General features: G+C 70.3%; 21 protein-coding genes. 9 read left to right on the forward strand and 12 right to left on the reverse strand.

Translation table 11 applies throughout. The annotated features are described in order from the left end of the window. Window positions 1-231: 231 nt before the first annotated feature. Window positions 232-429: a DUF6243 family protein gene (locus tag G3I19_RS01745; protein WP_164258681.1), complete on the forward strand. Its 198-nt coding sequence runs from the start codon at window positions 232-234 to the stop codon at window positions 427-429. A gap of 194 nt (window positions 430-623) precedes the next feature. Here G3I19_RS01745 and G3I19_RS01750 read toward each other — a convergent pair whose 3' ends face one another. Then, complete coding sequence (locus tag G3I19_RS01750) at window positions 624-2,072, reverse strand: MFS transporter (protein WP_164258683.1); 1,449 nt, start codon at window positions 2,070-2,072, stop codon at window positions 624-626. 173 nt (window positions 2,073-2,245) lie between these two features. Between G3I19_RS01750 and G3I19_RS01755 the strand changes: the two genes are divergently transcribed. Further along, window positions 2,246-3,100 (forward strand): helix-turn-helix transcriptional regulator, encoded by an 855-nt coding sequence (locus G3I19_RS01755; RefSeq protein ID WP_164258685.1) that lies wholly within the window; start codon window positions 2,246-2,248, stop codon window positions 3,098-3,100. On the opposite strand, the gene G3I19_RS01760 is transcribed toward G3I19_RS01755, so the two are convergent. Beyond that, window positions 3,073-4,527 carry an MFS transporter gene (locus tag G3I19_RS01760; RefSeq protein WP_164258687.1) on the reverse strand — a complete coding sequence of 485 codons (1,455 nt, stop codon included), beginning with the start codon at window positions 4,525-4,527 and terminating at the stop codon, window positions 3,073-3,075. The two genes, G3I19_RS01755 and G3I19_RS01760, sit on opposite strands and share 28 nt — an antisense overlap. Before the next feature lie 79 nt (window positions 4,528-4,606). Between G3I19_RS01760 and dusB the strand changes: the two genes are divergently transcribed. Together dusB and ppdK are read left to right on the forward strand one after the other, a co-directional pair. Next, window positions 4,607-5,734 (forward strand): tRNA dihydrouridine synthase DusB, encoded by a 1,128-nt coding sequence (dusB, locus tag G3I19_RS01765; RefSeq protein WP_164258689.1) that lies wholly within the window; start codon window positions 4,607-4,609, stop codon window positions 5,732-5,734. 578 nt (window positions 5,735-6,312) lie between these two features. Next, window positions 6,313-9,057, forward strand: coding sequence for a pyruvate, phosphate dikinase (gene ppdK, locus G3I19_RS01770; RefSeq protein ID WP_164258691.1), 2,745 nt, complete (start codon window positions 6,313-6,315; stop codon window positions 9,055-9,057). 127 nt (window positions 9,058-9,184) lie between these two features. Here the strand turns inward: ppdK and G3I19_RS01775 are convergent, their stop codons facing one another. The 6 genes from G3I19_RS01775 to G3I19_RS01800 all read right to left on the reverse strand — a co-directional run bounded on the left by G3I19_RS01775 (window position 9,185) and on the right by G3I19_RS01800 (window position 14,566). Beyond that, window positions 9,185-9,343, reverse strand: coding sequence for a hypothetical protein (locus tag G3I19_RS01775; protein WP_203599018.1), 159 nt, complete (start codon window positions 9,341-9,343; stop codon window positions 9,185-9,187). Window positions 9,344-9,436: 93 nt separating this feature from the next. Beyond that, the gene (locus tag G3I19_RS01780) at window positions 9,437-10,174 is read right to left on the reverse strand and encodes a GntR family transcriptional regulator (RefSeq protein ID WP_164258693.1); all 738 of its coding nucleotides are present in this window, start codon (window positions 10,172-10,174) and stop codon (window positions 9,437-9,439) included. 129 nt (window positions 10,175-10,303) lie between these two features. Beyond that, a complete protein-coding gene (locus tag G3I19_RS01785) occupies window positions 10,304-11,221 on the reverse strand; it encodes an alpha/beta hydrolase (protein WP_164258695.1) in 918 nt (305 codons plus the stop codon). A 202-nt stretch (window positions 11,222-11,423) separates the two neighbouring features. Further along, a complete protein-coding gene (locus tag G3I19_RS01790) occupies window positions 11,424-12,395 on the reverse strand; it encodes a carbohydrate ABC transporter permease (RefSeq protein WP_164258697.1) in 972 nt (323 codons plus the stop codon). 1 nt (window position 12,396) lies between these two features. Next, window positions 12,397-13,290 carry a sugar ABC transporter permease gene (locus G3I19_RS01795; RefSeq protein ID WP_164258699.1) on the reverse strand — a complete coding sequence of 298 codons (894 nt, stop codon included), beginning with the start codon at window positions 13,288-13,290 and terminating at the stop codon, window positions 12,397-12,399. A 7-nt stretch (window positions 13,291-13,297) separates the two neighbouring features. Further along, window positions 13,298-14,566: a sugar ABC transporter substrate-binding protein gene (locus G3I19_RS01800; RefSeq protein WP_164258701.1), complete on the reverse strand. Its 1,269-nt coding sequence runs from the start codon at window positions 14,564-14,566 to the stop codon at window positions 13,298-13,300. A gap of 322 nt (window positions 14,567-14,888) precedes the next feature. Between G3I19_RS01800 and G3I19_RS01805 the strand changes: the two genes are divergently transcribed. Continuing rightward, complete coding sequence (locus tag G3I19_RS01805; RefSeq protein WP_164258703.1) at window positions 14,889-15,293, forward strand: VOC family protein; 405 nt, start codon at window positions 14,889-14,891, stop codon at window positions 15,291-15,293. A gap of 128 nt (window positions 15,294-15,421) precedes the next feature. Here G3I19_RS01805 and G3I19_RS01810 read toward each other — a convergent pair whose 3' ends face one another. Continuing rightward, window positions 15,422-16,384, reverse strand: a complete 963-nt coding sequence (locus G3I19_RS01810; protein WP_164258705.1) for an oxidoreductase — start codon at window positions 16,382-16,384, stop codon at window positions 15,422-15,424. Between the two features lie 104 nt (window positions 16,385-16,488). Continuing rightward, a complete protein-coding gene (locus G3I19_RS01815; RefSeq protein ID WP_164258707.1) occupies window positions 16,489-17,211 on the reverse strand; it encodes a transporter substrate-binding domain-containing protein in 723 nt (240 codons plus the stop codon). Window positions 17,212-17,285: 74 nt separating this feature from the next. Here G3I19_RS01815 and G3I19_RS01820 point away from each other — a divergent pair, with 74 nt between their 5' ends. After that, a complete protein-coding gene (locus G3I19_RS01820) occupies window positions 17,286-17,876 on the forward strand; it encodes an NAD(P)H-dependent oxidoreductase (protein WP_239073896.1) in 591 nt (196 codons plus the stop codon). Window positions 17,877-17,967: 91 nt separating this feature from the next. Here G3I19_RS01820 and G3I19_RS01825 read toward each other — a convergent pair whose 3' ends face one another. Then, a complete protein-coding gene (locus tag G3I19_RS01825; protein WP_164258794.1) occupies window positions 17,968-18,651 on the reverse strand; it encodes an ElyC/SanA/YdcF family protein in 684 nt (227 codons plus the stop codon). A gap of 164 nt (window positions 18,652-18,815) precedes the next feature. Beyond that, entirely contained in the window at window positions 18,816-19,403 is a 588-nt protein-coding gene (locus G3I19_RS01830) for a dihydrofolate reductase family protein (protein WP_164258710.1), read from the reverse strand. Window positions 19,404-19,698: 295 nt separating this feature from the next. Here G3I19_RS01830 and G3I19_RS01835 point away from each other — a divergent pair, with 295 nt between their 5' ends. The 3 genes from G3I19_RS01835 (at window position 19,699) to dnaG (ending at window position 24,541) form a co-directional block, all read left to right on the forward strand. Then, window positions 19,699-21,018, forward strand: coding sequence for a deoxyguanosinetriphosphate triphosphohydrolase (locus G3I19_RS01835; protein ID WP_164258712.1), 1,320 nt, complete (start codon window positions 19,699-19,701; stop codon window positions 21,016-21,018). Window positions 21,019-21,217: 199 nt separating this feature from the next. Next, window positions 21,218-22,480, forward strand: coding sequence for an FAD-dependent oxidoreductase (locus tag G3I19_RS01840; RefSeq protein ID WP_164258714.1), 1,263 nt, complete (start codon window positions 21,218-21,220; stop codon window positions 22,478-22,480). A 156-nt stretch (window positions 22,481-22,636) separates the two neighbouring features. Then, entirely contained in the window at window positions 22,637-24,541 is a 1,905-nt protein-coding gene (gene dnaG, locus G3I19_RS01845; RefSeq protein WP_164258716.1) for a DNA primase, read from the forward strand. Window positions 24,542-24,700: the final 159 nt, after the last annotated feature.

Consider the following 24,700-nt stretch of genomic DNA (forward strand, 5'->3'; position numbering starts at 1 on the left):
GGGTCTCCACCGCTCCACGTACAGGGCAGAACACTACGAGGCGCGCGTAGCGGCCCGTAATGCAGGTTCCTTGTCCATCTGCGGCGATTCATTGCGCGCATCGAGGGGGAACGGTTGATCGTGTACGCGTCGGCTGCGCGCCCCGTACGCACCCCGTACGCGTCGGCCGTAGCCCGGAGCGCCCCGAAAACCCGCTGCACCCGCAGCGACGCGCCCGGTACTCTGACCGGCATGGCAAAGAGTCGCAACAACCTTCTTGGCGTGGGCGGGCAGCGCAAGAAGATGCCCCGCTCCGGAGCACAGAGTTCGGCCGCCGCAGGCGCCGAGGACCGCAGGTCGGCAGCGGACCAGAAGCAGGAGCTGCTGCAGAAGATGCGTGAGCGGGCGGCGGGGACCGAAGCCGCCGGAACCCCCGACGCCGAGGGCTGACACCCGACGGGCGGACCAGAGCAAGAGCGCGACCCGGCAGAGCAAGAGCGCGACCCGGCGCACAGCATGTACGCAGTCCGGCACAGCAACCGCGCGCGCAAACCGCGCGCACCGCACGCAGCACGGTGGGCCCGGACCGTCTCCCTCACGAGACGGTCCGGGCCCACCGCCATGTCCGGGCCCCCGGGGCCCGCCTACCGCACCGTGCGGGGCAGCCGCAGGCTGAGCAGTGCCGTCACGGCGACCGCGGCCAGCTGCAGCAGCAGGGTCACCGCCAGCGCCTCCCGCATCCCCAGGGACGTGGTCAGTGACAGGAAGAGCGTGCCCAGTGTGGCCACCCCCAGCGCGAGCGACGCCTGCTGCGTCGTGGTCATCACGCCGCCGCCGACCCCGGCCCGCTCCGCCGGTACGTCGGAGAGCACGATCCGGAACAGCACCGGCAACTGGAGCCCCTGGCCGAACCCGGCCAGCGCGGTACCGGGCGCGAGGGCCGCGATGCCGAGCCCGTGCCAGCCCCACCACACGGTCGCCGCGAGCACCGCGACACCCACGGCCTGGATCACGCCGCCCGCGGTCACGACCCGGCTCGCGTACCGGCCGACCAGCCGGGGCCCGGCCAGGGACGCGGTGAAGAACGCCGCCGCCATCGGTACGAGCGCGAGCCCCGCCGTCACCGGGCCCATCCGCAGCCCCTGCTGGAGCGCGACCGCGATGACGAACATGAATCCGCCGAAGCCGATCGAGAACGGCACCACCAGCGTGAGCCCGCGCCGCAGCGAGTCGAGCCGCAGCAGACTCGGCGGCACCAGCGGCACGTCGCCCCTGCGGTCGGCCGCCCGCTCCGTGAGGTAGAAGGCCGCCGCGGCGAACGGGAAGACCGCCAGCGAGACCCAGGTCCACAGTGGCCACCCGGCGGCCCGTCCCTCGGTCAGCGGCGCGAGGAGCGTCACCAGCGAGAGGGCGAGCAGCAGGGTGCCGGGTATGTCGACGGGGGCGGGCTTCTCCGACCGGGTCTCCGGCACGGAGCGGACCGCCAGCACCAGGCCGAGCAGCGCCACCGGCACATTGACCAGGAAGATCGACCGCCAGCCGGTGCCTGCCACATCGGCCGCTACCAGGACCCCGCCGAGGATCTGCCCGGCCACCATGGAGAGCCCGGCCGTCGCCCCGTAGAGCCCCATCGCCTTCGCCCGCCGCGGCCCCGCCGTGGTGGCCTGGATGGTGGCGAGCACCTGCGGGAGCATCAGCGCCGACGAAGCGCCCTGCGCCACCCGCGCGCCGACCAGCGTCCAGGCGTCGGGCGAGAGCCCGCAGGCCAGCGAGGTCAGGCCGAAAGCGGCCATGCCGAGCAGGAAGAGCTTGCGCCGCCCGGCCATGTCCCCGAGCCGCCCGCCGAGTACGAGCAGCACCGCGTAGGCGACGCCGTACCCCGCGACGACCAGCTCCAGCATCGCGGGGCCCGCGGCCAGGTCGTGGTCGATGGTGGGCAGGGCGACGTTCACGATGAAGAAGTCGATCAGCGGCAGGGCCGCCCCCAGCAGCACCGTGAACAGCCCCAGCGTGCCGAGCACCGGGGTGGGGTGGTCGTGCCGGTGGACCGTACCGGGGAGGGCGGACGGAGTCCGTACCGTCGTAGCCGTCATGGCCGTCGTGACTTTCGTGCCTGTCGTATCGCTCACGGAGTTACTTACGGAACTACTCACGGAATTGCTCACGGAGTCGAGAGTCCTCCGCCGCTCAGCCTGGTACCAGAGTCTCCTTATCCTGGTACTAGGAGTACCTGGCAATGGGCTGCCCGGTACGGCACTCTGGAAGCATGACCACAGTGGCGCCGGAGACCGACGTACGCCGACACGAACTGGCCGACTTCCTGCGCAGCCGCCGCGAGCGCATCACACCCGAGCAGGCGGGGCTGCCGCGCGGGGCCAGACGCCGGACTCCGGGGCTGCGCCGCGAGGAGGTCGCCCAGCTCTCCGCGGTGGGCGTCACCTGGTACACGTGGCTGGAGCAGGCCCGCGACATCACCGTCTCCCCGCAGGTGCTCGACGCCATCGCCCGCACGCTCCTGCTCGATCTGCACGAGCGCGCGCACCTCTTCTCGCTGGCCGGTGCGGTCGACCCGTCGCCCGGCGCGATCTGCCCCTCCATCACCCCGGCGCTCTCGTCGCTGATCGAGCAGCTGGACCCGTTCCCGGCCTGCATCCAGAACAGCCGCTACGACATCCTCGCGTACAACAGGACGTACGGGCGGCTGCTCTGCGACCTCGACGCCGTAGCCCCCGAGGACCGCAACTGCATGCTGCTCTCCTACACGAACGAGGACTGGCGGTCGTCGGTCGTCGACCTCGACGCCATGTGCCGGGTGATGGCCGCCAAGTTCCGCGCATCGATGGCCGGGCACCTCGCAGAGCCCGCCTGGAAGACGCTGCTCAAGCGGCTGGAAGCGGCTTCGCCCGAGTTCCGCGAGATCTGGGCACGGCACGAGATCGTCGGCCCCGGCAGCCGGACGAAGCGGTTCCACAACCGGCACGTCGGGGCGCTGCTCCTGGACCACACCGACCTCTGGCTCGGCCCGGCGGCCGGCCCCCGCCTGGTCTCGTACGTACCGGCCAACGACGAGTCCAGGGAACGGCTTGAGCAGCTCTACGCGTTGGCGTCCGCCACCGTCTGAGCCGTCTCGGGTGCGTCGAGCCGCTCCGCGGTACGCCGCGCCGAGCGCTGCGCCCACTTCCCGCTGGTCAGCAGCCCGAAGACGAGGACGGCCAGCCCGCAGCCCGTGATGATCCACCAGGCGGTACGGCTGGCTGCGGCGAAGCCCGCCGTGTGCGTGGAGCCGCTCACTCCCGAGGCCAGCACGGCGCCGATCACGGCGACCCCGAGCGTCGAGCCGATCTGCCGGCTGGTCGACGCGACGGCCGCCGCCACCCCGGCCTGTGCGCGGGGCATCCCGGAGACGGCGGTGTTGGTGATCGGCGCGTTCACCATGCCGAAGCCGATACCGAACAGCACATAGCCGGCGAAGAGCAGCGCCGTGTGCTTCTCCGCGTCGAGCACCGCGAAGACCAGACCGCTCAGCGCCATCGCCACACCCGCGACCAGCAGCGAGATCCGCGGACCGCGGTTGCCCACCAGCCGTCCCGACAGCGGGGCGCAGAGGAAGGTCAGCACCGCCATCGGCAGCATGTACAGACCGGCGTGCAGCGCGGACAGACCGCGGACGTCCTGGAGGTAGAGCGTGTTCAGGAAGAGGAAGCCGCCGAGCGCAGCGAAGCCGCACACCGCGATGACGGTGGCCCCGCTGAAGGGCGCGCTGCGGAAGAAGCGCAGGTCGATCAGTGGTTCGGCGCGCCTGGGTTCGTACAGCAGCAGTCCCGCGAGCGCCAGCAGGGCCACCCCGGCGAAGGAGAGGATCAGCGGTGAGGTCCACCCGGACGACGGCGCCTCGATGATCGCGTACGTCACCGAGCCGAGCAGCGCGATGACGAGCAGCTGGCCGACCGGGTCCGGCCTGCGGCCCTTCGGGGCCCGCGACTCCGGTACGTAACGCCAGGTGAGCAGCAGCGCGGCCAGGCCCACCGGCAGATTGATCCAGAAGATCGAGCGCCAGCCGACCGAGTCCACCAGGAGACCGCCGACGATCGGCCCCGCCGCCATCGAGATCCCGACGACGCCGCCCCAGACACCGATGGCGCGGGCGCGTTCCCGCGGCTCGGTGAAGGTGTTGGTGATGATCGACATCGCCACCGGGTTGAGCATCGAGCCGCCGATGGCCTGCACCATCCGGAAGACGACCAGCGACTCCAGATTCGGCGCGATGGAGCAGAGCGCGGAGCCGAGGGTGAATATCACCAGCCCCGCCATGAAGACTCTGCGCCGGCCGATCCGGTCGGCCGTCGACCCGGCGAGCATCAGCAGCGAGGCCAGGACCAGGGTGTAGGCGTCGATCGTCCACTGGAGTCCGGAGACCGACGCGTGCAGCTCCTTCTGCATCGAAGGGAGGGCGACGTTCAGGACGGTGTTGTCGAGGCTGACGATCAGCAGACTCATGCAGCAGATCGCGAGCACCAGCATCCGCCGGCGGTGGTTGAGCTCGGGCATATATGAATAGTACGGTTAACTAACGACTTCGGTGTACGCGGCAAGCTGTCCAGGGCGAGTCGTACGCGACAATGGGTCCATGACCACGCTCTCCATCGGCCCGCACTCCGTGCAGCCGCCCGTCGTGCTCGCCCCCATGGCGGGTATCACCAACGCCCCCTTCCGTACGCTCTGCCGTGAATTCAGCGGTGGGAAGGGCCTGTTCGTGAGCGAGATGATCACGACACGGGCGCTGGTGGAGCGCAACGCCAAGACCATGCAGCTGATCCACTTCGACAAGACCGAGACGCCGCGCTCGATCCAGCTGTACGGAGTGGATCCGGTCACGGTCGGCAAGGCCGTCCGCATGATCGTGGACGAGGACCTCGCCGACCACATCGACCTGAACTTCGGTTGCCCGGTCCCCAAGGTCACCCGCAAGGGCGGCGGCTCGGCGCTCCCGTTCAAGCGGCCGCTGCTGCGCGCGATCCTGCACGAGGCGGTCTCCAACGCGGGCGCGCTCCCCGTCACCATCAAGATGCGCAAGGGCATCAACGACGACCACCTCACCTATCTCGACGCGGGCCGGATAGCGGTGGACGAGGGCGTCACTGCCGTCGCACTGCACGGCAGGACCGCGGCCCAGCACTACGGCGGGACGGCCGACTGGGACGCCATCGCCCGGCTCAAGGAGCACGTCCCGGAGATCCCCGTCCTCGGCAACGGCGACATCTGGTGCGCGGACGACGCGCTGCGGATGATGCGCGAGACCGGCTGCGACGGTGTGGTCGTGGGGCGCGGCTGCCTGGGCCGGCCCTGGCTCTTCGCCGACCTGGTGAGCGGCTTCGAGGGGACACCGGTCCGGCAGGCGCCGCCGCTGCGCGAGGTCGCGGCGGTCATGCTGCGGCACGCGACGCTGCTGGGGGAGTGGATCGGCGACGAGAAGCGTGGCGTGATCGACTTCCGCAAGCATGTGGCCTGGTATCTGAAGGGGTTCTCGGTCGGCTCCGAGATGCGCAAGCGGCTCGCCGTCACCTCCTCGCTGGACGAGCTGGGCAGCCAGCTGGACGAGCTGAACCTGGACCAGCCGTGGCCGGACGGCGCGGACGGGCCGCGCGGGCGGACTTCGGGCAACAACCGGGTCGTGCTTCCCGACGGCTGGCTGAAGGACCCGTACGACTGCTCGGGCGTGAGCGCGGACGCCGAACTCGACACGTCGGGCGGCTGAGGCCGCCGGCTCACCACTGCATCTCCTGCATCTCCTGGATCTCCGCCCCTCGCCCCTCCCGCTCATAAGAGCACGGGCGAGGGGCGGAGGTCTTTTCCCAGCGGAGAGCGCGAATCCGCGGCCTGTGCCCCGATGCAGGCGCGGCACTGAGTGCACGCTGCGCCGTTTTCCGGTGAGGTGTGTCCGCCTGGCGGTGCGGAGGGGTCCGCATAGTGGCCTCAGGACCGGGCGAGTGGCGTGATTCTCGCCACCTCTGATCGCGGTGTTGCTCAGATGAGCGATTAAACCCGGGGTGTACTTCTCAAAGGCTGGCACTGGGTGCCAGTCGTCAATCGTTCCCGCAGTGAACCCGATATCGCCAAGCGTGGCCGAAACTGTGCACAAGCGGCTACATACAGCTGTGATGCCTTCAAGAGTTGAACTAACGGCCTGTTGAAGGCACCTCTCGCGATCGCTTTCGATCTGCTGGCAGACGAGTGGTTACGGCCGTACGACGACCAGGTGGACGTACCCAGGAGCCTTCGATCTGGGTATGTTCCTCGCCGTCAGGGCAGCCAGTCCGCGAGGAGTCGAGTCCCGTGCCGGAATCGAAGAACGCAGAACCCCACGTAACTCAGGCGCAAGCGCCGCAGAAGTTCGTTTATGACTTCACCGAAGGCAACCGCAACCTCAAGGACCTGCTCGGCGGGAAGGGTGCGAACCTCGCCGAGATGACCAACCTCGGTCTGCCCGTCCCTCCGGGCTTCACCATCACCACCGAGGCGTGCAAGACCTACCTCGACAGCGGTGACGAGCCCGTCGAACTCCGCGACGAGGTCAGTGCGCACCTCGCCGCCCTGGAGAAGACGATGGGCAAGAAGCTCGGCCAGGCCGACAACCCGCTGCTCGTCTCGGTCCGTTCGGGCGCCAAGTTCTCCATGCCCGGCATGATGGACACCGTTCTGAACATCGGCCTCTCGGACAAGTCCGTGACCGGTCTCACCAAGCAGTCCGGCGACGAGCGCTTCGCCTGGGACTCCTACCGCCGCCTCATCCAGATGTTCGGCAAGACCGTCCTCGACGTCGACGGCGAACTCTTCGAGGAGGCCCTGGAGGCCGCGAAGAAGGCCAAGAAGGTCAGTGTCGACACCGACCTGGAAGCCGGCGACCTGAAGAAGCTGGTCACCCGCTTCAAGAAGATCGTCAAGGAGTCCGCCGGCCGGGACTTCCCGCAGGACCCCCGCGAGCAGATGGACCTCGCCATAAGGGCCGTCTTCGAGTCGTGGAACACCGACCGCGCCAAGCTCTACCGTCGCCAGGAGCGCATCCCCGGTGACCTCGGCACCGCGGTCAACATCTGCTCGATGGTCTTCGGCAACCTCGGCCCCGACTCCGGTACGGGGGTCGCCTTCACCCGCGACCCGGCCAGCGGGCACCAGGGCGTCTACGGCGACTACCTGCAGAACGCGCAGGGCGAGGACGTCGTCGCGGGGATCCGCAACACCGTGGCCCTCGCCGATCTGGAGCAGATCGACAAGAAGTCGTACGCCCAGCTCATGCAGATCATGGAGACCCTGGAGACCCACTACAAGGATCTCTGCGACATCGAATTCACCATTGAGCGCGGGCAGTTGTGGATGCTCCAGACCCGGGTCGGCAAGCGCACCGCGGGCGCCGCGTTCCGGATCGCCACCCAGCTCGTCGACCAGGGACTCATCGACGAGGCCGAGGCGCTCCAGCGGGTCAACGGGGCGCAGCTCGCCCAGCTGATGTTCCCGCGCTTCGACGACACCGCGAAGGTCGACAGGATCGGGCGCGGCATCGCGGCGTCGCCGGGCGCGGCCGTCGGCAAGGCGGTCTTCGACTCGTACACCGCGATCAAGTGGTCGCGCTCGGGCGAGAAGGTCATCCTGATCCGCCGCGAGACCAACCCGGACGACCTCGACGGCATGATCGCGGCCGAGGGCATCCTCACCTCGCGCGGCGGCAAGACGTCGCACGCGGCCGTGGTGGCGCGCGGCATGGGCAAGACCTGTGTCTGCGGCGCCGAGGAGATCGAGGTCGACACCAAGCGCCGCCGCCTGACCGCGCCGAACGGTGTGGTCATCGAGGAGGGCGACGTCGTCTCGATCGACGGCTCGTCGGGCAAGGTGTACGCGGGCGAGGTGCCGGTCGTCCCGTCGCCGGTCGTCGAGTACTTCGAGGGCCGGATGCACGCGGGCGCCGACGACGCGGACGAACTGGTCGAGGCCGTCCACCGGATCATGGCGTACGCGGACCGGCGCCGCCGGCTGCGGGTGCGGGCCAACGCGGACAACGCCGAGGACGCCCTGCGCGCCCGGCGGTTCGGCGCCCAGGGCATCGGGCTCTGCCGCACCGAGCACATGTTCCTCGGCGAGCGCCGTGAGCTGGTCGAGCGACTGATCCTGGCCGACACGGACGACGAGCGCGAGAAGGCGCTCGGCGCGCTGCTGCCGCTCCAGAAGAAGGACTTCATCGAGCTGTTCGAGGCGATGGACGGGCTCCCCGTCACGGTCCGGCTCCTCGACCCGCCGCTGCACGAGTTCCTCCCGGACATCACCGAACTGTCGGTGCGCGTCGCCCTCGCCGAGTCCCGCAAGGACGCCAACGAGAACGACCTGCGCCTCCTCCAGGCCGTGCACAAACTCCACGAGCAGAACCCGATGCTGGGGCTGCGCGGGGTGCGTCTCGGCCTGGTCATCCCGGGTCTGTTCGCCATGCAGGTACGGGCCATCGCCGAGGCGGCGGCCGCCCGCAAGGCGGCCAAGGGCGACCCGCGCGCGGAGATCATGATTCCGCTGGTGGGCACGGTCCAGGAGCTGGAGATCGTCCGCGAGGAGGCCGACCGGGTCATCGCGGAGGTGGAGGCCGCCACGGGCACGGAGCTGATACTGACCATCGGCACCATGATCGAACTGCCGCGTGCCGCACTGACGGCGGGTCAGATCGCCGAGGCCGCGCAGTTCTTCTCGTTCGGCACGAACGACCTCACCCAGACGGTCTGGGGCTTCTCACGCGACGACGTGGAGGCGTCGTTCTTCACCGCGTACCTGGAGAAGGGCATCTTCGGTGTCTCCCCGTTCGAGACGATCGACCGTGACGGTGTCGGCTCCCTGGTCCGCAGCGCCTGCGAAGCGGGCCGTGCGACCCGCCCCGACCTCAAACTGGGGGTCTGCGGCGAACACGGCGGCGACCCGGAGTCGGTGCACTTCTTCCACCAGGTGGGCCTGGACTACGTCTCGTGCTCACCGTTCCGCATCCCGGTGGCGAGGCTGGAAGCGGGCCGGGCCGCGGCCCAGTCGGACGGCAGCGACAGCCGCTGAACCCCCCAGGCCGCCGTCGGGTTCACCCTGACCCTCACCGACCCCGCCGACGGCCCGGGCGCAACAACGGAAGGGGCGGCACCCGTGCGGGGATGCCGCCCCTTCTGGGGTGTGCGGGGCACGCGTGTCAGAGGTCGTCGCAGTCGGCCTCAGCGGGCTCAGCTCCGTAGGCGGCGAGCCTGCGACCCCGGCTCTCGGCGACCCGGAGGACGTCGCGGAGCGATTCAGTCAGCCGGGCGGCCAGGTAGCGGAACTCGTCGGCGGATACGCCCTGTTCGGCGACCAAGGCGCGTGCGTGGCCGAGGAGCGGCTTCCTCTGTATTGCCCCATTGCCCCATTGCCCCGCAGAGGGTGACGCCTGTTCGGTTGTACGTGCGGATCAGCTGTCGAAGTCGTACTGGAGCACGTACGCCGCGGTGTCCAGCAGCATCCGGTTCAGTTCCACGGGGCGGTGCGCCGCGTCCCTGGCAGTGCGGCAGATCTCGACGACCGGTGTGCCCGTGAGCAGCGCCAGCTGCTCCGCTTCCTCCGGGGTGGGCATCCGTGCGCGCAGCTCCTCGGTGAACTCGGCGGGGCCGGCCCCGATCTCCGCGAGCCGGGCGTACGTTCCCCCAGGGCCCGGGTCCGGTTGCGCGATGCGCGTTTCTCGTACGAGCTCGGCCGGAAGGTAGGACGTGGCGAGCTGGACCGGCTTCTCGTCCACGAAATACCGGCGGCTGCGCACCAGTACCGCCGCGCCATCGTCCAGGTTCAGGCCCTGGGAGACCCATCGAGGTGCCGGAATCTCGTACACCTCGATGTCGCGGACCTCTGCCGTGCGACCGGTCGTCTCGGCTGCCCAGACGGACTGCCCCGAGGCCCAACCGGGGCGGGACAGCCGCTGGTTCGCCACGCGGCGGATCGGCTGAAAGTCCCGCACGTACGTACCGGATCCGGGGCGTGCGTAGGCGATGCCCTCCGCGATCAACAGCTTCAGTGCGCCTCCTGCGGTCATTTTGGCAACGCCGTACTGCTGGACAAGAGCAGGCTCTCCCGGCAACCGGGAACCGGCCCCGAACTCCCCGGAGCTGATGCGTGCCCGCAGGTCGTCAGCGATCTGGCGGGCTGTCTGGGGCATCGCGCGTTCTCCGGTATCTCCCTGGGGTGTCTACGCCCAGACACCCTAACTTCCGGCCCGCTACTCCGGCCGGCGTCCCTGCACACCCCACGGTGGAAAGGTCTGATCGGTCGGCGCGACGGAGCGACGTCAGCCGTGCGCCTTCGCCATCGCCGCGACCGCCTTGATGACCACATCCGGGCGGTCGGTCGGGATCTCGTGTGAGCTGCCCTTCGCGACGGTGTACGTCCGGTTGGCGGCGGCCTTCGCGAACCGGGTCTGGGCGTTCCGCCACAGCTGGGCGTCCTCGGGGGTGTCGAAGGGGGTCTTCGACGACGCGATCACCGTTGCGGGGACGCTCTCCGGCCAGGAGATCCGGTGGTAGGCGTGGTGCATCGGGCCGTAGTTGTCCGCCGTGGCCAACAGCTGGCGGACGGGCTTCGTCGAGACCTGGCCGTCCAGCTGGGCCACCTGCGCCTGGTTGGCGGCCTCGATCCGCGCCGTTTCGCTGTCCGTGTAGAAGTCCGGCAGGCTGGCGTCGACCAGGACGGCGCCCGCGAGCCACTTCGGGTGCTTCTTCGCGAAGTACGTGGCGACCTCGCCCGCCTGGGAGTGCGAGACGAGAACCACGTCATGGGTGGCGCCCAGCTTGGTGAGGCCGGCCTCCAGGTCGGAAGCGGCGTTCTCCGCGTTCCAGGCGCCGACGACCTCGTCGCTCTTCCCGATGCCGGCCCGGTCGTACGTGATGATCTCGGATCCGGTCTTCTTGGCCAGGGCAGGCGCGATCTTCTGCCACTGCGACGAGTCCTCACCGCCGCCCGCATCCAGGACGATGGCCGGCAGGTGGCCGGGCGTGACGTGGAAGGCCAGCTTGTGGCCGTTGTTCGTAATCATGTGGAGCGAAGAACCCGCGGCGGCGGTGGCCGCCGGCCGGCTCGACGCGGTCGGCGCGTCCGCGGCGGAGGCGGTGGAGTTCCCGCAGGCCACCAGGGCTCCGGTCACGACCGTGGCCAGGGCCGCTGTCGCGAACACTGCCGTACGGCGGCGCGGTGTCGTGCGTGCACTCATGAGCTGGCTCCTGAAGGGTGAGTACCGTGCGCCGGCCGGCTCGGCACCGGCTATCGGCTCTTTCGGCGGGTTCTGGTGAACGCCTTCAGTCTTGTCGGACCCCCGCCGCCGGGCGATGGGGCTGCCGGGTGAGTGCGGGTGTACCTGGACCCGGAACACAGGTGGTGCTGGCCCCCCGGCGGAGGGGGCCGGAACCGCCCGGTCAGTCGTCGATCCCCGACCGCTCCACGCCCGCCACGATGTGCCGCTGGAGCAGCAGGAACACCAGCAGCAGCGGCACGATCGACACCGCTGCCGCGATGAACAGCTCGTGGATATTGACCACTTGACCGGTCGTGAATGTCGAAAGCGCCACCTGCACCGTCCACGCGCTCTTGTCCTGGCCGATGACCAGCGGCCAGAGGAAGGCGTTCCACGCGCCGATGAAGACGATCGTGCCGACCGCCGCGAAGACCGGGGCCGAGTTCGGGACGACGATGCGCCAGTACGTACGCCAGTAGCCGAGGCCGTCGACCTTCGCCGCGTCCTCCAGCTCCTGCGGGAAGCCCAGGAAGTACTGGCGGAAGATGAAGCACGCGAACGCCGAGAACAGCGTCGGGATGATCAGGCCGCGCAGGGTGGAGATCCAGCCGAGCGTGGAGACCAGGACGAAGCTCGGTACGAACGTCACCGCCGCCGGGACCATCAGGGTGCCCAGGATCGCGTAGAACACCTTGTTCGCGTGGCGGTACGGGATACGGGCCAGGCCGTACCCGGCCAGTGACGCCAGCAGGACCGTGCCGAGGGTGGTGGTCACCGCGATCAGGGCCGAGTTCAGCAGGGAGCGGGCCATCGGGACCGCCGGGTCGTCGAACAGCTCGCGGAGGTTCGACCACTGGAGGTGGGACGGGAAGAACGTCCACGCGGGTGAGGTGATGTCCTGCTCGGTGGAGAGCCCGTTGCGCAGCAGCAGATAGAACGGGATGAGGAAGAGCGCCGCCAGCGCGATCAGCAGCACGGTGCGCAGCGCGCGCCCCGCCCTGACCAGGGCATCGTCGCGGCGGGTCGTTCGGGCCGTGCCGGTGCGGATGCGGGCGCCTGCTCCGGTGCCGGTGCGGCGGGACGTACCTGTGCTGGTGCCGGTGCCGGTGCCAGTCCCTGCTCCGGTGTCTGCGCCGGTTCGGGTGCGGGGCATGTCAGTCCTCCGTCCTGCCGAGCCCGAACCACCGGGCCTGGACGATCGTCACCACCGCGATGATCAGGGCGAGAATGACCGCCCCCGCACTGCCCAGACCGAGGTTCTGGCCCTGCCCGAGCGCCGTGTAGTAGAGGTACACGAGCGGTGGCCGCGCGTACGGCGGATAGCCCCTGGCATCACTCAGCAGGTTGTAGAACTCGTCGAACGCCTGGAACGCGTTGATCACGAGCAGCAGCACCACCGCGACCGATGTCGCCCGCAGCTGTGGGAACGTGATGTGCCGGAAGACCTGCCAGCCCGGCCGCGCACCGTCGACGGCGGCAGCCTCGTACAACTGCGGTGCGATCCGCTGGAGTCCGGCGAGGAACAGCACCATGTAGAAGCCCGCCTGGAGCCAGAGCCGCAGGGTCACGATCACCAGCCAGTACCAGGGCGGATGGGTGGTCGAGAGCCATGCGGTCTGGTCGGTGCCGAACCAGCCGAGCACGGTGTTGGCCAGCCCGAACCTGACCCCGTTGAAGACCGAGAGCTTCCAGATCATCGACGCCACCACATACGAGCAGGCGGCCGGGAGGAAGAAGACCGAGCGGAAGAAGGACTGCGCGAACCGCAGCCGGTTCACCATCAGGGCCAGGGCGAGCGACAGCGCGTACGTCGCCGGGACGATGAACAGTGAGAAGACCGCGAACGTCCACAGGCTGGAGGTGAACGCGCCGTCGGTCAGCATCGACGTGTAGTTGTCGAGACCCACGAAGTCCGTCGGCGAGACCGTGTTGTGGGCGTCGAAGAAGCTCAGATAGAGGCTCCACAGCAACGGTACGTACGTGAAGAGCGCGAGGCCGGCGGCGAAGGGGCCGACGAAGACCCAGAACCAGAGCGTGCGGTGTCTCACTGATCCCTCACGACTTCTTCTGTACCCGCTGGAGTTCGCTGTTGGTCTTGCGTACGACCGCCCTCACCTCGGTCTCCGCGTTGGCGCCGTCCTTGATGATCCGGTTGAGGGCGTCCTGGTACGCGACCTGGCAGGCGGGCGTCCACAGCAGCGGCTGGGCCCAGCCGCTGTCGGTCGCGTACCTGACCGCGTCCGCCGCCGCCCCCTCCCGCAGCTTCGCCGCCTTCTTCGCGAGGGAGATCCGGGCCGGGATGTGGAACCCGTAGGACAGCGCGAAGTCCTCCTGGTACGCGGTCCGGTCGATCCACAGCCACTTGGCGAACGCCTTGGCGTCGGCGCGGTGCTTGCTGCGCGCGCTGACCGCCGAGCTGTACGCCCCGACCGGGACCGATGGCTTGCCGGCCGCGCCGTCCTTCGGGAAGGGCAGGACACCGAAGTCGTCGCCCAGCGCCTTCTTGACCGCCGGGAGCGCCCACAGGCCGCACCACTGCATGGCGGTGAGGCCCTGGACGAGCGCCGACGGGTCGGACCAGTCGGCCGGCGCGCCGAGCAGCAGTGACTTGTCGGCGTACAACCGGTGGAACTTGGCCAGGGTGCGGGCCGCCGCCGGGTCGTCGAAGCCGGTCTTCCCGTCCTCGGTGACAAGGCTGAGCCCGGCCGCGTAGAGCGGGGTGCCGCCGAGGACGCCCGCGCCGCCGTCGTTGCCGAGGAACAGGCCCTTGACCTTCTTGTCGGTCAACGCCTTCGCCGTGTCGACCAGTTCGTCGAGGGTGCGAGGCGGCTGGACGTTCGCGTCCTTGAGCAGGCTCTTGCGGTAGTAGAGGAGCTGGGTGTCGATGGTCTGCGGGATGCCCCAGATCTTCCCGCCGTACGTCTTCGGCGCGAGCACCGCCTGGTTGAAGTCGGCCTTCACCCCGTCGAAGAGGTCGGTCAGATCGGTGACCTGGCCGCCCTGGATCTGGTCCAGGGTGGGGCCGTTGACCTCGAAGACGTCCGGGCCCGACGAGGACAGCAGCGCGGCGGCGGTCTGCTGGTCGTAATTGCCGGGCCGCCACTGGATCTTGACGGTCGCCTTGCGGTAGGCGTCCGCGTACCGCCGTACGGCCTGCTCGGTCCCGGCCTCGCCGTACTGGTGGTACCACTGCTGGAGTGTGGGCCCGCTGCCGCCCGAAGCCCCGCCGTCCCGGCCGGTGTTGGATCCGCACGCGGCGGCGAGCGCCCCGGTCAGTGCGAGGCTGCCACTGGTGGCGAGCAGTCGCCTGCGGCTGATGGTCATGGTGGGTCCCCCTGGCTCCGGTCGGGCGTCGTTCGTCGGATCTCCCGTTGTACGCCCCAACGATCAACCATGGTGCGGGATTGCGACAGGGGTGTTGCGCGGGGATGTCGGCCCGGCCGGGGCGGTTTTCCGTACGGCTTTCCGTACGGTTCGCCGTGGGCCCCTCCGCGCGCCCCCGTGCGCCCCTCCCGTACGCCCGTCCGTACGCCCCCCCGTGCGACTTTCCGTGCGGCCGATGAGTTCGCGGTCGGCCGGACGTCTACACCTCCGAAGGGCGCGCCGTAGGGCGGGCCACCGGACCGCTACGAGAGAAGAGCCCGTAATGCCTCAGATGATCTTCGTCAATCTGCCGGTCAAGGACCTTGAGGTCTCCAAGTCTTTCTTCACCGCGCTCGGCTACACGATCAACCCGCAGTTCACCGATGAGAACGCGGCCTGTGTCGTGATCAGCGACTCGATCTTCGCGATGCTGATCACGGAACCGTTCTTCAAGCAGTTCACCAGGAAGGAGATCGCCGACGCGAGCAGGACCACCGAGGTGCTGGTCTGTCTCAGCGCCGAGAGCAGAGAGGATGTCGACCGGCTGGTCGACACCGCGCTGGCCTCCGGCGGCTCGCCCGCGAACGAGCCCCAGGACCAGGGCCCGATGTACGGGCGCTCCTTCCAGGACCCGGACGGCCACATCTGGGAGGTCATGTGGATGGACCCGGCCGCGATCCAGGGCTGACGGACGCGGACAGCGGACGACGGGGCCTGACCGCGCCCGGACGGCGGGGCCTGACCGCGCCCGGGGGAGGGGCGACGGGCGGCGGAGGCGGGGGGCGACGGGCGGAGGTGGGGGGGAAGAGGCCGCGGTCAGGCTCCGCCGCCCCCTGTTGCGCCCGCGCCCAGGGTGTCGAGGCCCGCGTACGTCACGCCGGTGAGCTGCTCGGACGCCGTCCAGAGCCGCTCGCCCGCCACATCGTTCGTCGTCCACTTCGCCCGCCAGGAAGGCCCCGGGCCCCCGCGCCAGCCGAGGAACCTGGGGCCGGTGAAGGAGTCGGGCAGGACGCAGGGTGCGGTGGCCGCGTAGAGCGTGGGCAGCGCACCTGTCTCGGCGGACTGGGCGAACACGCGGTTCCCCAGCTCCACCGCCCGCTCCGCCCCCGTGCGGCCCTCCATCCGCACCCCCGCCGTCTGGAGATTGGTGGCCGCGTAACCGGGGTGCGAAGCGGCCGCGACCAGGCCGGACCCCGCGGTGACGAGGCGCCGCGTCAGCTCATGGACGAAGAGCAGATTCGCGGTCTTGGAGCGGCCGTAGGCGACCCAACGGCGGTAGTTCCGCTCGCTGTTGAGGTCGTTGATGTCGATATTGGAGATGACGTGGAGCCCGCTGGACACACTCACCACCCGGGCGTCCGGGGTGTTCAGCAGCTTCGGGACGAGCAGCCCGGTCAGGGCGAAGTGCCCGAGGTGGTTCACGCCGAACTGTGTCTCGAACCCGTCGGCGGTCGTGCCGTACGGCAGGGCCATGACGCCCGCGTTGTTGATGAGCAGATCGAGCCGCTCGGCCCGGACGGCCGACACGAACTCCCGCACGGACGACAGGTCCGCGAGATCCAGCCGTACGAACTCGACGTCCGCGTCGGGTACGTCGGCCCGGATCGTGGCTTCCGCCTCTCTGCCCCGGGTCTCACTGCGGCAGGCGAGGATCACCCGGGCACCGCGCCGGGCCAGCTCGCGGGCGGTCACGAGGCCGATGCCGCTGTTGGCCCCGGTGACCACTGCCGTACGCCCGCTCTGATCGGGAATGTCGCTCGTGTTCCAGATCTTGGTCATGGTTCCAGCGTACGACCGGAGGCGAGGGGCGGGGCCGGCCTGCGTACATGCCTGCGCACCTGTCCGCGTACGACCGGAGCGGCGTCAGGCGGCCGCGCCTCCGCCTACGCCGGCGGGGCGACCAGCGTGGCCGACTGGTGTGCGCGCCGCAGTGCGTCCGCGACGAATCCGCGGGCCTTCAGCTCCTCGACGAGGCCGCGCAGGAACCGGACCGTCTCCGGCCCGCGGGTCCTGGTCGTGCCCACCGCCTGCCTGATCTCCATGAACCGGTCCTCGATCAGCCGGACTTCGGGGTGGCCCGCGACGTATTCGGTCATCGGCTGCCTGATGCCGGCCGCTGCCTCCAGGTCCTGGGCGCGGAACGTGTCGACCCCTTCGTCTCCCCGTACGACGCCCGCGTGCCGGAGGGTCCTGGTGAGGAAGAGGTCGTAGGCGGAGCCGCGCTTCACGCCGATACGCACGCCCGCCCGGTCGACGTCGGCGGGGGTGACCAGAGGCGAATCGCGCGGTACGGCGAAGACGCCCTCGATCACGACGTACGGGGCGGTGAAGGCGACTTCGGCCTCCCTGGCGGGTTCCACGGCCAGGAAACAGATGTCGGCGTGGCCCGCAGCCATCGCCTCGTACGACTTCCGCGCCGCGTCAAAGCAGAGCAGCTCCACCGGCACGCCGAGCCGGGCGCCGATCTCCCGCGCGATGTCCACCGTGACCCCGGACGGCGCGGCCGGCAGGCCCTGGGCCAGTACCGGATTGCCCAGATTGATCGAGGCCCGCAGGGTGCCGGTGGGCGCCAGGTCCCGGGTGACGGCAGCGGTGGCGATGGTCATGCGGCGGAGTGTAGGGCACGTCCGCCGGAACCCACGCTTGACCTCAACCGCGCTTGATGTATGACGCTCTGGCCATGGACATCACCACGCACCCCTTGAAACTGACCGTCGTCATCGCCAGCAACCGCACCGGCCGTTTCGGCCCCACCGTCGCCGACTGGTTCCTCTCCCGCGCCCGGCTCCGTACCGACCTCGCCGTCGATGTGGTCGACCTCGCCGAAGTCGAACTGCCCACCGCGCTCTCCTACGATCCGCCGCCCGCGGTGCGCGAAGTGCTCGGCCAGGTCACCCCGCGGCTGGACTCGGCCGACGCCTTCGTCGTCCTGACCCCCGAGTACAACCACTCCTTCCCCGCGGCGCTCAAGAACCTCATCGACTGGCACTACGGCCAGTGGCAGGCCAAGCCCGTCGCGTTCGTCTCGTACGGCGGGATCTCCGGCGGGCTGCGCGCGGTCGAGCAGCTGCGGCAGGTGTTCGCCGAGCTCCACGCGGTCACCGTCCGCGACACGGTGAGCTTCCACAACGCGCACGGCCACTTCGACGAGGACGGTACGCACAAGGACCCCGAAGCGCCGGACGGGGCGGCCAAGGTCATGCTCGACCAGCTCGTCTGGTGGGGGCTGGCACTGCGGGAGGCGAAGACGGTCCGCCCGTACGGCGGCTGACCCGGGCGGTCCGCCGGTGGGGGCCGCGCCGGCGGGCGGGTGCCGAGCGTGTACCGGCCGTCGGCGCGGTCGCGGTCGCCGGCCGGTTCTGTCAGCGGTCGCCCAGGGCCCGCGCGACGCCGTTCTCGTGGGGGCCGAGGAAGTGCGGGTCCGGCTTGAACACGGCGTCCAGGGCCGCCTTCCCGGCCGCCAGGACTTCGCGGGCGCCGCCGTAGTACCAGGTCACATCGTGGGTGTCGGTCGCGCCGACGCCGTACGACTCGATACCGGCCGACCGGCAGAGCGCGATGGCCCTGCGGATGTGGAAACCCTGGCTGACCAGGACGGCCCGGCGTACCCCGAACACCTTCCTGGCCCGTACGCACGAGTCCCAGGTGTCGAAGCCGGCGTAGTCGCTGACCACTCCGGCGTCCGGCACCCCGTGCCGGACGAGGTAGGCCCGCATCGCGTCCGGCTCGTCGTAACCGGTCCGGCTGTTGTCGCCGGTCACCAGCACCACCTTCACCGTGCCCGCCCGGTACAGGCCGGCGGCCGTGTCGAGCCGGTGCGCCAGATACGGGGACGGCTTGCCCTGCCACAGGCCCGCGCCGAAGACCACGGCCACATCGGCGGCCGGGACATCGGCCGTCGTCCGTATCCGGTCACCCGCGACGGCGAACATCCAGGTCGCGGGGGTGAGCGCCAGTACACAGCCGAGCATGACGGCCTGCACGGCGAGGCGCCGGCCGCGCCGGGTCCTGGGCAGCCGCGGCTTCGACAGCGGCCACCTCGACAGCGGCCACCTCGGCAGCCGCACCTGTGGAAGCCGCGGCCGCACCCGTCGTGGGCGGGGCAGCGCGGGTCTGTGCATGGAGGGGCCTCCCGACGCCGAGTGCGGCCGAGTCTGGCCGGATGTGTCTGTCGGAAGGTCGGACGCACAAAAGGAGACGTCCGGTTCGCTCACCGCAGCGTGTACGTCAGATGCGTCACGCCGTCCCCCTCGGTCACCGTGGGCCCCTCCAGCGCGCGCGGCACGCTCTGCAGGTTGTCGAGGAAGCGCACACCAGCGCCGAGCAGCAGCGGCACCAGGTCGATCTGCAGCTCGTCCAGCAGCCCGGCGTTGATGCACTGCTGGGTCAGCTCCGCGCTGCCGATGGTGACCGTCTTCCCGCCCGCGGTCGCCCTGGCCTGCGCGATGGCGCTCTCCAGGCCGTCGGTGACGAAGGTCAGCGGGGTGTCCGCGCGGGGCCAGCCGTCCGGGATGCTGTGGCTGACGACGATCACCGGCTTGCCCATGGGATGGCCGCCGATCCAGCCACCCGAGTCCTCGAACGTACGCCGTCCATAGACCAGCACCCCGATCTCCTCCATGGCGCGGTTCAGCCGCTGCGCGCTGGCCTCCGACACCTGGAAGGTCATGTCGGGGTCGGCGGTCCTGACCGTGACGTCCCCGCCGCCGTACCAGCGGAACAGCTGGTCGATCCCGTCGGAGGGATGGGAGACGAACCCGTCCAGAGACATGGACATGTTGGCGGTCACCTTGGCCATCGGTTCTCTCCGCTCTGCTCGGCCGTCCTGGCTCCACATCGTTCCCACGCGTCCTGAGTCCTGCGCCCTGCGTTCTGCATTCTGCGTCCCGTGTCCCGTGTCTCTCGTCCTGCGCCCTGGGCCCCGCGCATCTCTCGTCCCCCGTCCCTCGTTCCACGGTCCTCCGATACCGGCCGTCCGGCGACCCGGAGCCTCCGCACGTACCTCCGCACGTACCCCCTGACCGGCCGCCTCCTGAACCGCCGCCTGGCGGGCCCGGCCGCGTCCGGGGCCCGTGACTCAGTACTGTCGGAGCATGGAAGGCACCACGTACACCCCGACCGACTGCGAGCGCTGGGACACCGAGCCGGACAAGAGGCCGGGCCGTACTGCCTTCCAGCGCGATCGCGCACGCGTGCTGCACTCCGGTGCGCTGCGCCGGCTCGCGGGCAAGACCCAGGTGGTCACCCCCGGCTCGTTCCCGCAAGCGGGCGGCGGCGTCCGGGCGGGGGAGACCGCGTTCCAGATCTGGGACTCGAGCCCGCGCACCCGGCTCACACACTCCCTGGAATGCGCCCAGGTCGGAAGGGAACTCGGCGCCGCGCTCGGCTGCGACCCCGATCTCGTCGAGACCGCCTGCCTCGCCCACGACCTGGGCCACCCGCCGTTCGGACACAACGGCGAACTGGCCCTCAACGACTTCGCCGCGGACTGCGGCGGCTTCGAGGGCAACGCCCAGTCGCTGCGCCTGCTCACCCGTATCGAACCCAAACGGTTCGTCCGGTCGCCGGAGACCGGCGAGCAGGTCAGCGTCGGACTGAACCTCACCCGCGCCGCCCTCGACGCGGCCACCAAGTACCCGTGGCCGCGCGGTGCCCACCCCACCGAGCCGGGCTCGGTGAAATTCGGGGTGTACGAGGACGACCTGCCCGTCTTCGACTGGGCCAGGAGCGGCGCCCCGGCCCACCGCAAGTGCTTCGAGGCCCAGGTCATGGACTGGTCCGACGACGTCGCGTACTCCGTGCACGACGTCGAGGACGGGCTGCACGCCGGACACATCGACCCCCGCTGTCTGACCTCGGGGCCCGAGCGGGACGCCATCATGGCGGTGGCAATCGGACGTTACGTACCGGCCGACACCGATCCCGCCGAGCTCACCGGCGCACTCGACGGCCTCCTCGCCCAGGAGTGGTGGCCGCACGGCTACGACGGGAGCGCCGTCGCGCAGGCCCGGCTGAAGGACGCCACCAGCCAGCTCATCGGCCGTTTCTGTCTGGCGGCCGAGAGCGCCACCCGCGCCTCGTACGGCGCGGGACCGCTCACCAGATACGCGGCGGAACTCGTCGTGCCACGCCGGGCGCGGCTGGAGTGCGCCGTCCTCAAGGCCGTCGCCGACCGCTATGTGATGCAGCGCGAGGAGCAGGAGCGGCTCCGCATCGACCAGCGTGTCGTGCTCGCCGAACTGGCCGGTGCGCTCACGGCCCGTGCACCCGAAGGGCTCGACCCGCAGTTCCGGGCCCTGTTCGAAGCGGCATCCGGCGAACGCGGACGCAAACGTGTGATCGTCGACCAGATCGCCTCACTCACGGACACCGCCGCGCGTTCGCTGCACGCGCGGCTGACCATCCGTCACTGAGGATGACCGCACGCAGTACGCCCGCACCGCCCCCGCGGTACGCCCTGCCGCCCGCCGCACGGGCACCGGTCCCGCGGGGCATGCCATCATGACCGGCCATTCCTGACCGTGCGTGAGCCTCAACACCTCACACCTCTTCCCCCATCACACTCCGTGCGGGACGCTCGCAAGTGGCGCCAGCACTACAAGGAGGCATCAAGTGGTCGACGCACATCTGACGTTCGTCATCATCGGCGGCGGGCTCGCGGGGGCGAAGGCCGCCGAAACCCTCCGGACCGAAGGGTTCGCGGGCCGCGTGATTCTCATCGGCGACGAACGCGACCACCCCTACGAACGCCCGCCCCTGTCCAAGGGCTTCCTGTCCGGCAAGGAAGAGCGCGACAGCGTCTACGTCCACGAGACGGCCTGGTACGCGCAGGCGGACATCGAGCTCCACCTGGGCCAGACCGTCGTCTCCATCGACCGCGAGGTCAAGGTCGTACGCCTCGGCGACGACACCGCCATCCACTACGACAAGCTGCTCCTCGCGACCGGCGCCGAGCCGCACCGCCTGGACATCCCCGGCACCGACCTCGCGGGCGTACACCACCTGCGCCGTCTCGCCCACGCGGACCGGCTGCGGAACGTCCTGGCCTCACTCGGCCGGGACAACGGCCATCTGGTGATCGCCGGAGCCGGCTGGATCGGGCTCGAGGTCGCCGCCGCGGCGCGCGGTTACGGGGCCGAGGTCACCGTCGTCGAAGCCCAGCAGACCCCGCTGCACTCGGTCATCGGTCCCGAACTCGGCCAGATCTTCACCGATCTGCACGCCGAGCACGGCGTCCGCTTCCACTTCGGCGCCCGCCTCACCGAGATCACCGGCCAGGACGGCATGGTCCTGGCCGTCCAGACCGACGACGGCGAGGAGCACCCGGCGCACGACGTCCTCGCGGCGATCGGCGCCGCGCCCCGCGTCTCGCTCGCCGAGGCCGCGGGTCTCGAACTGGTCGACCGGGCGGCCGGCGGCGGTATCGCCGTCGACTCATCGCTGCGCACCTCCGACCCCGACATCTACGCGGCGGGCGACGTCGCGGCCGCCCGGCACCCGCTGCTGGGCAGCCGGCTGCGCGTCGAGCACTGGGCGAACGCGCTCAACGGCGGCCCGGCGGCGGCCCGCGCGATGCTCGGCCAGGGCGTGGCGTACGACCGGATCCCGTACTTCTTCTCCGACCAGTACGACCTGGGCCTGGAGTACTCGGGCTGGGCGCCGCCCGGCTCGTACGACCAGGTGCTCATCAGGGGCGACGCGGGGAAGCGGCAGTTCATCGCCTTCTGGATGAAGGACGGCCGGCTGCTGGCCGGGATGAACGTCAATGTGTGGGACGTCACCGAGCAGCTCCAGCGGCTGATCCGCTCCGGCGCGACGCTGGACCCCGAGGCGCTCTCGGACCCGTCGGTCGACCTGGCCACGCTGGGCACCTGAGGTCCCGCCGTCGCGATCGGGCCGGGCGGGTCCGCCCCCGGGACAGCCCGGGACAGCCCGGGACAGCCCCGGGCCGGACCGCCCGGGGGCCTGCCCGGCGAGTGTCCCGTCGGCTGTCCCGTACGGAGTGTCCGAGCAGGACCGTAGACTTCACCCGTGGCAGGCAGGATCAACGATGACGACGTGAAGGCGGTCCGGGACGCGGTCCCGATCGACGCCGTCGTGTCCGAGTACCTCCAGCTGCGGAACGCGGGCGGCGGGAATCTGAAGGGGCTCTGCCCCTTCCACGACGAGAAGTCCCCCTCCTTCCAGGTGAGCCCGGGCAAGGGCCTCTTCCACTGCTTCGGCTGCCAGGAGGGCGGGGACACCCTCGCCTTCATCATGAAGATCGACCATCTCTCCTTCACCGAGGCGGTCGAGCGGCTCGCGGGCACCGCGGGCATCACCCTCCGGTACGAGGAGGGCGGCTACACCCCCAACAGCCAGCGCGGCGAGCGCATCCGGCTGGTCGAGGCGCACAAGGCGGCCGCCCAGTTCTACATCGAGCAGCTCGACAGCGCCGAGGCCGAGATCGGCCGGAAGTTCCTCGCCGAGCGAGGTTTCGACCAGGCCGCCGCCACCCACTTCAGCGTCGGCTACAGCCCGGCGGGCTGGGACCATCTGACCCGCTACCTGCGCGGCAAGGGCTTCACCGACAAGGAGCTCATCACCTCCGGGCTCTCCCAGGAGGCCCGCGGCGGCAAGCCCATCGACCGCTTCCGCGGCCGGCTGATGTGGCCGATCCGGGACATCAGCGGCGAGGTCGTCGGCTTCGGCGCGCGCAAGCTCCGCGACGACGACAACGGGCCGAAGTACCTCAACACCCCCGAGACGTCGATCTACAAGAAGTCCCAGGTGCTCTACGGCATCGACCTGGCCAAGAAGGAGATCGCCAAGTCCAGCAGAGCCGTCGTCGTCGAGGGGTACACCGACGTCATGGCCTGCCACCTGGCCGGGGTGACCACCGCCGTCGCCACCTGCGGCACAGCCTTCGGCACCGACCACATCAAGATCCTCCGCCGGCTGCTGATGGACAACGGCAGCGCCCGCGTGATCTTCACCTTCGACGGCGACGCGGCCGGCCAGAAGGCCGCGCTGCGGGCCTTCGAGGACGACCAGAAATTCGCGGCCGAGACCTATATCGCCATCGCCCCCGACGGGATGGACCCCTGCGACCTGCGGCTCGCCCAGGGCGACGAATCGGTGCGCGGCCTGGTCGAACCGCGCACCCCGCTCTTCGAGTTCGCGCTCCGCCAGATCATCTCGCGCTACGACCTGGAGACCCCGGCGGGCCGGGCGACGGCACTCGACGAAGCGGCGCCCGTGGTGGCCCGGATCAAGAACAGCGCCTCGCAGCACGAAGTGGCCGTCCAGCTGGCCGGCATGGTCGGCATCCTCGACACCCAGTTCGTGGTCAAGCGCATCAGCCAGCTCGCCCAGTGGGCCCGCGGCCGGGGCAACGCACCGGCGCCCTCGCGCGGCGGCCGCCCCCCGCAGCAGCAGGCCGAGGCCCCACGCCCCCCGTCGAGCGGCCCGGCGCTCCACCTCCGCAGCCCCGCCCACCGCACCGAACGCGAACTGCTGAAGCTGGCTCTGCAACGCCCCGAGCTGGTCTCCCCGGCCTTCGACGCCTACGGGGCCGACGAGTTCACCGCCCCGCCGTACGCCGCCGTACGCGAGGCGATCATGGAGGCGGGCGGCGCCGACGAGGGCATCACCGACTCCTTCGAGTACCTCACCCGGGTCCGCGCCGCCGCGCCGAACGACACGGTCAGAGCCGTGGTCACCGAGCTGGCCGTGGAGCCGATCATGCGCCGTACGGTCGACGAGCTGTACGCGGGCGAGCAACTGGTCCACGTCAGGCTGCGCGCCGTCGACCGGCGGATCGCGGACGTCCAGGGCACGCTGGCGCGGGCCTCCACACAGGGCGACGCGGAGCAGTACGCGGCAGTGCAGAGCGAGTTGTGGACCCTCCAGCAGTACGGCCAGTCCCTGCGCAACCACGGCGCGGCCGCGCTCTGAGCCGCCCAGGGCGCCGCACTGGTCAGAGGCCGTCGGCGCTGGGCTCAGCCGATCACCGGTGGCGGGCGGAGCCGGCAGCCGGCGCGGCTCCGAGCAGAGGCTGTCGGTGCTCCCGGTCGCCCGCCGGTGGCGTTCCCGTAACCGCCGGGTCACGGACCG

The sequence above is a fragment of the Streptomyces sp. SID10853 genome (assembly GCF_010548145.1).
In the GTDB taxonomy this organism is placed as follows: Bacteria; Actinomycetota; Actinomycetes; order Streptomycetales; family Streptomycetaceae; genus Streptomyces.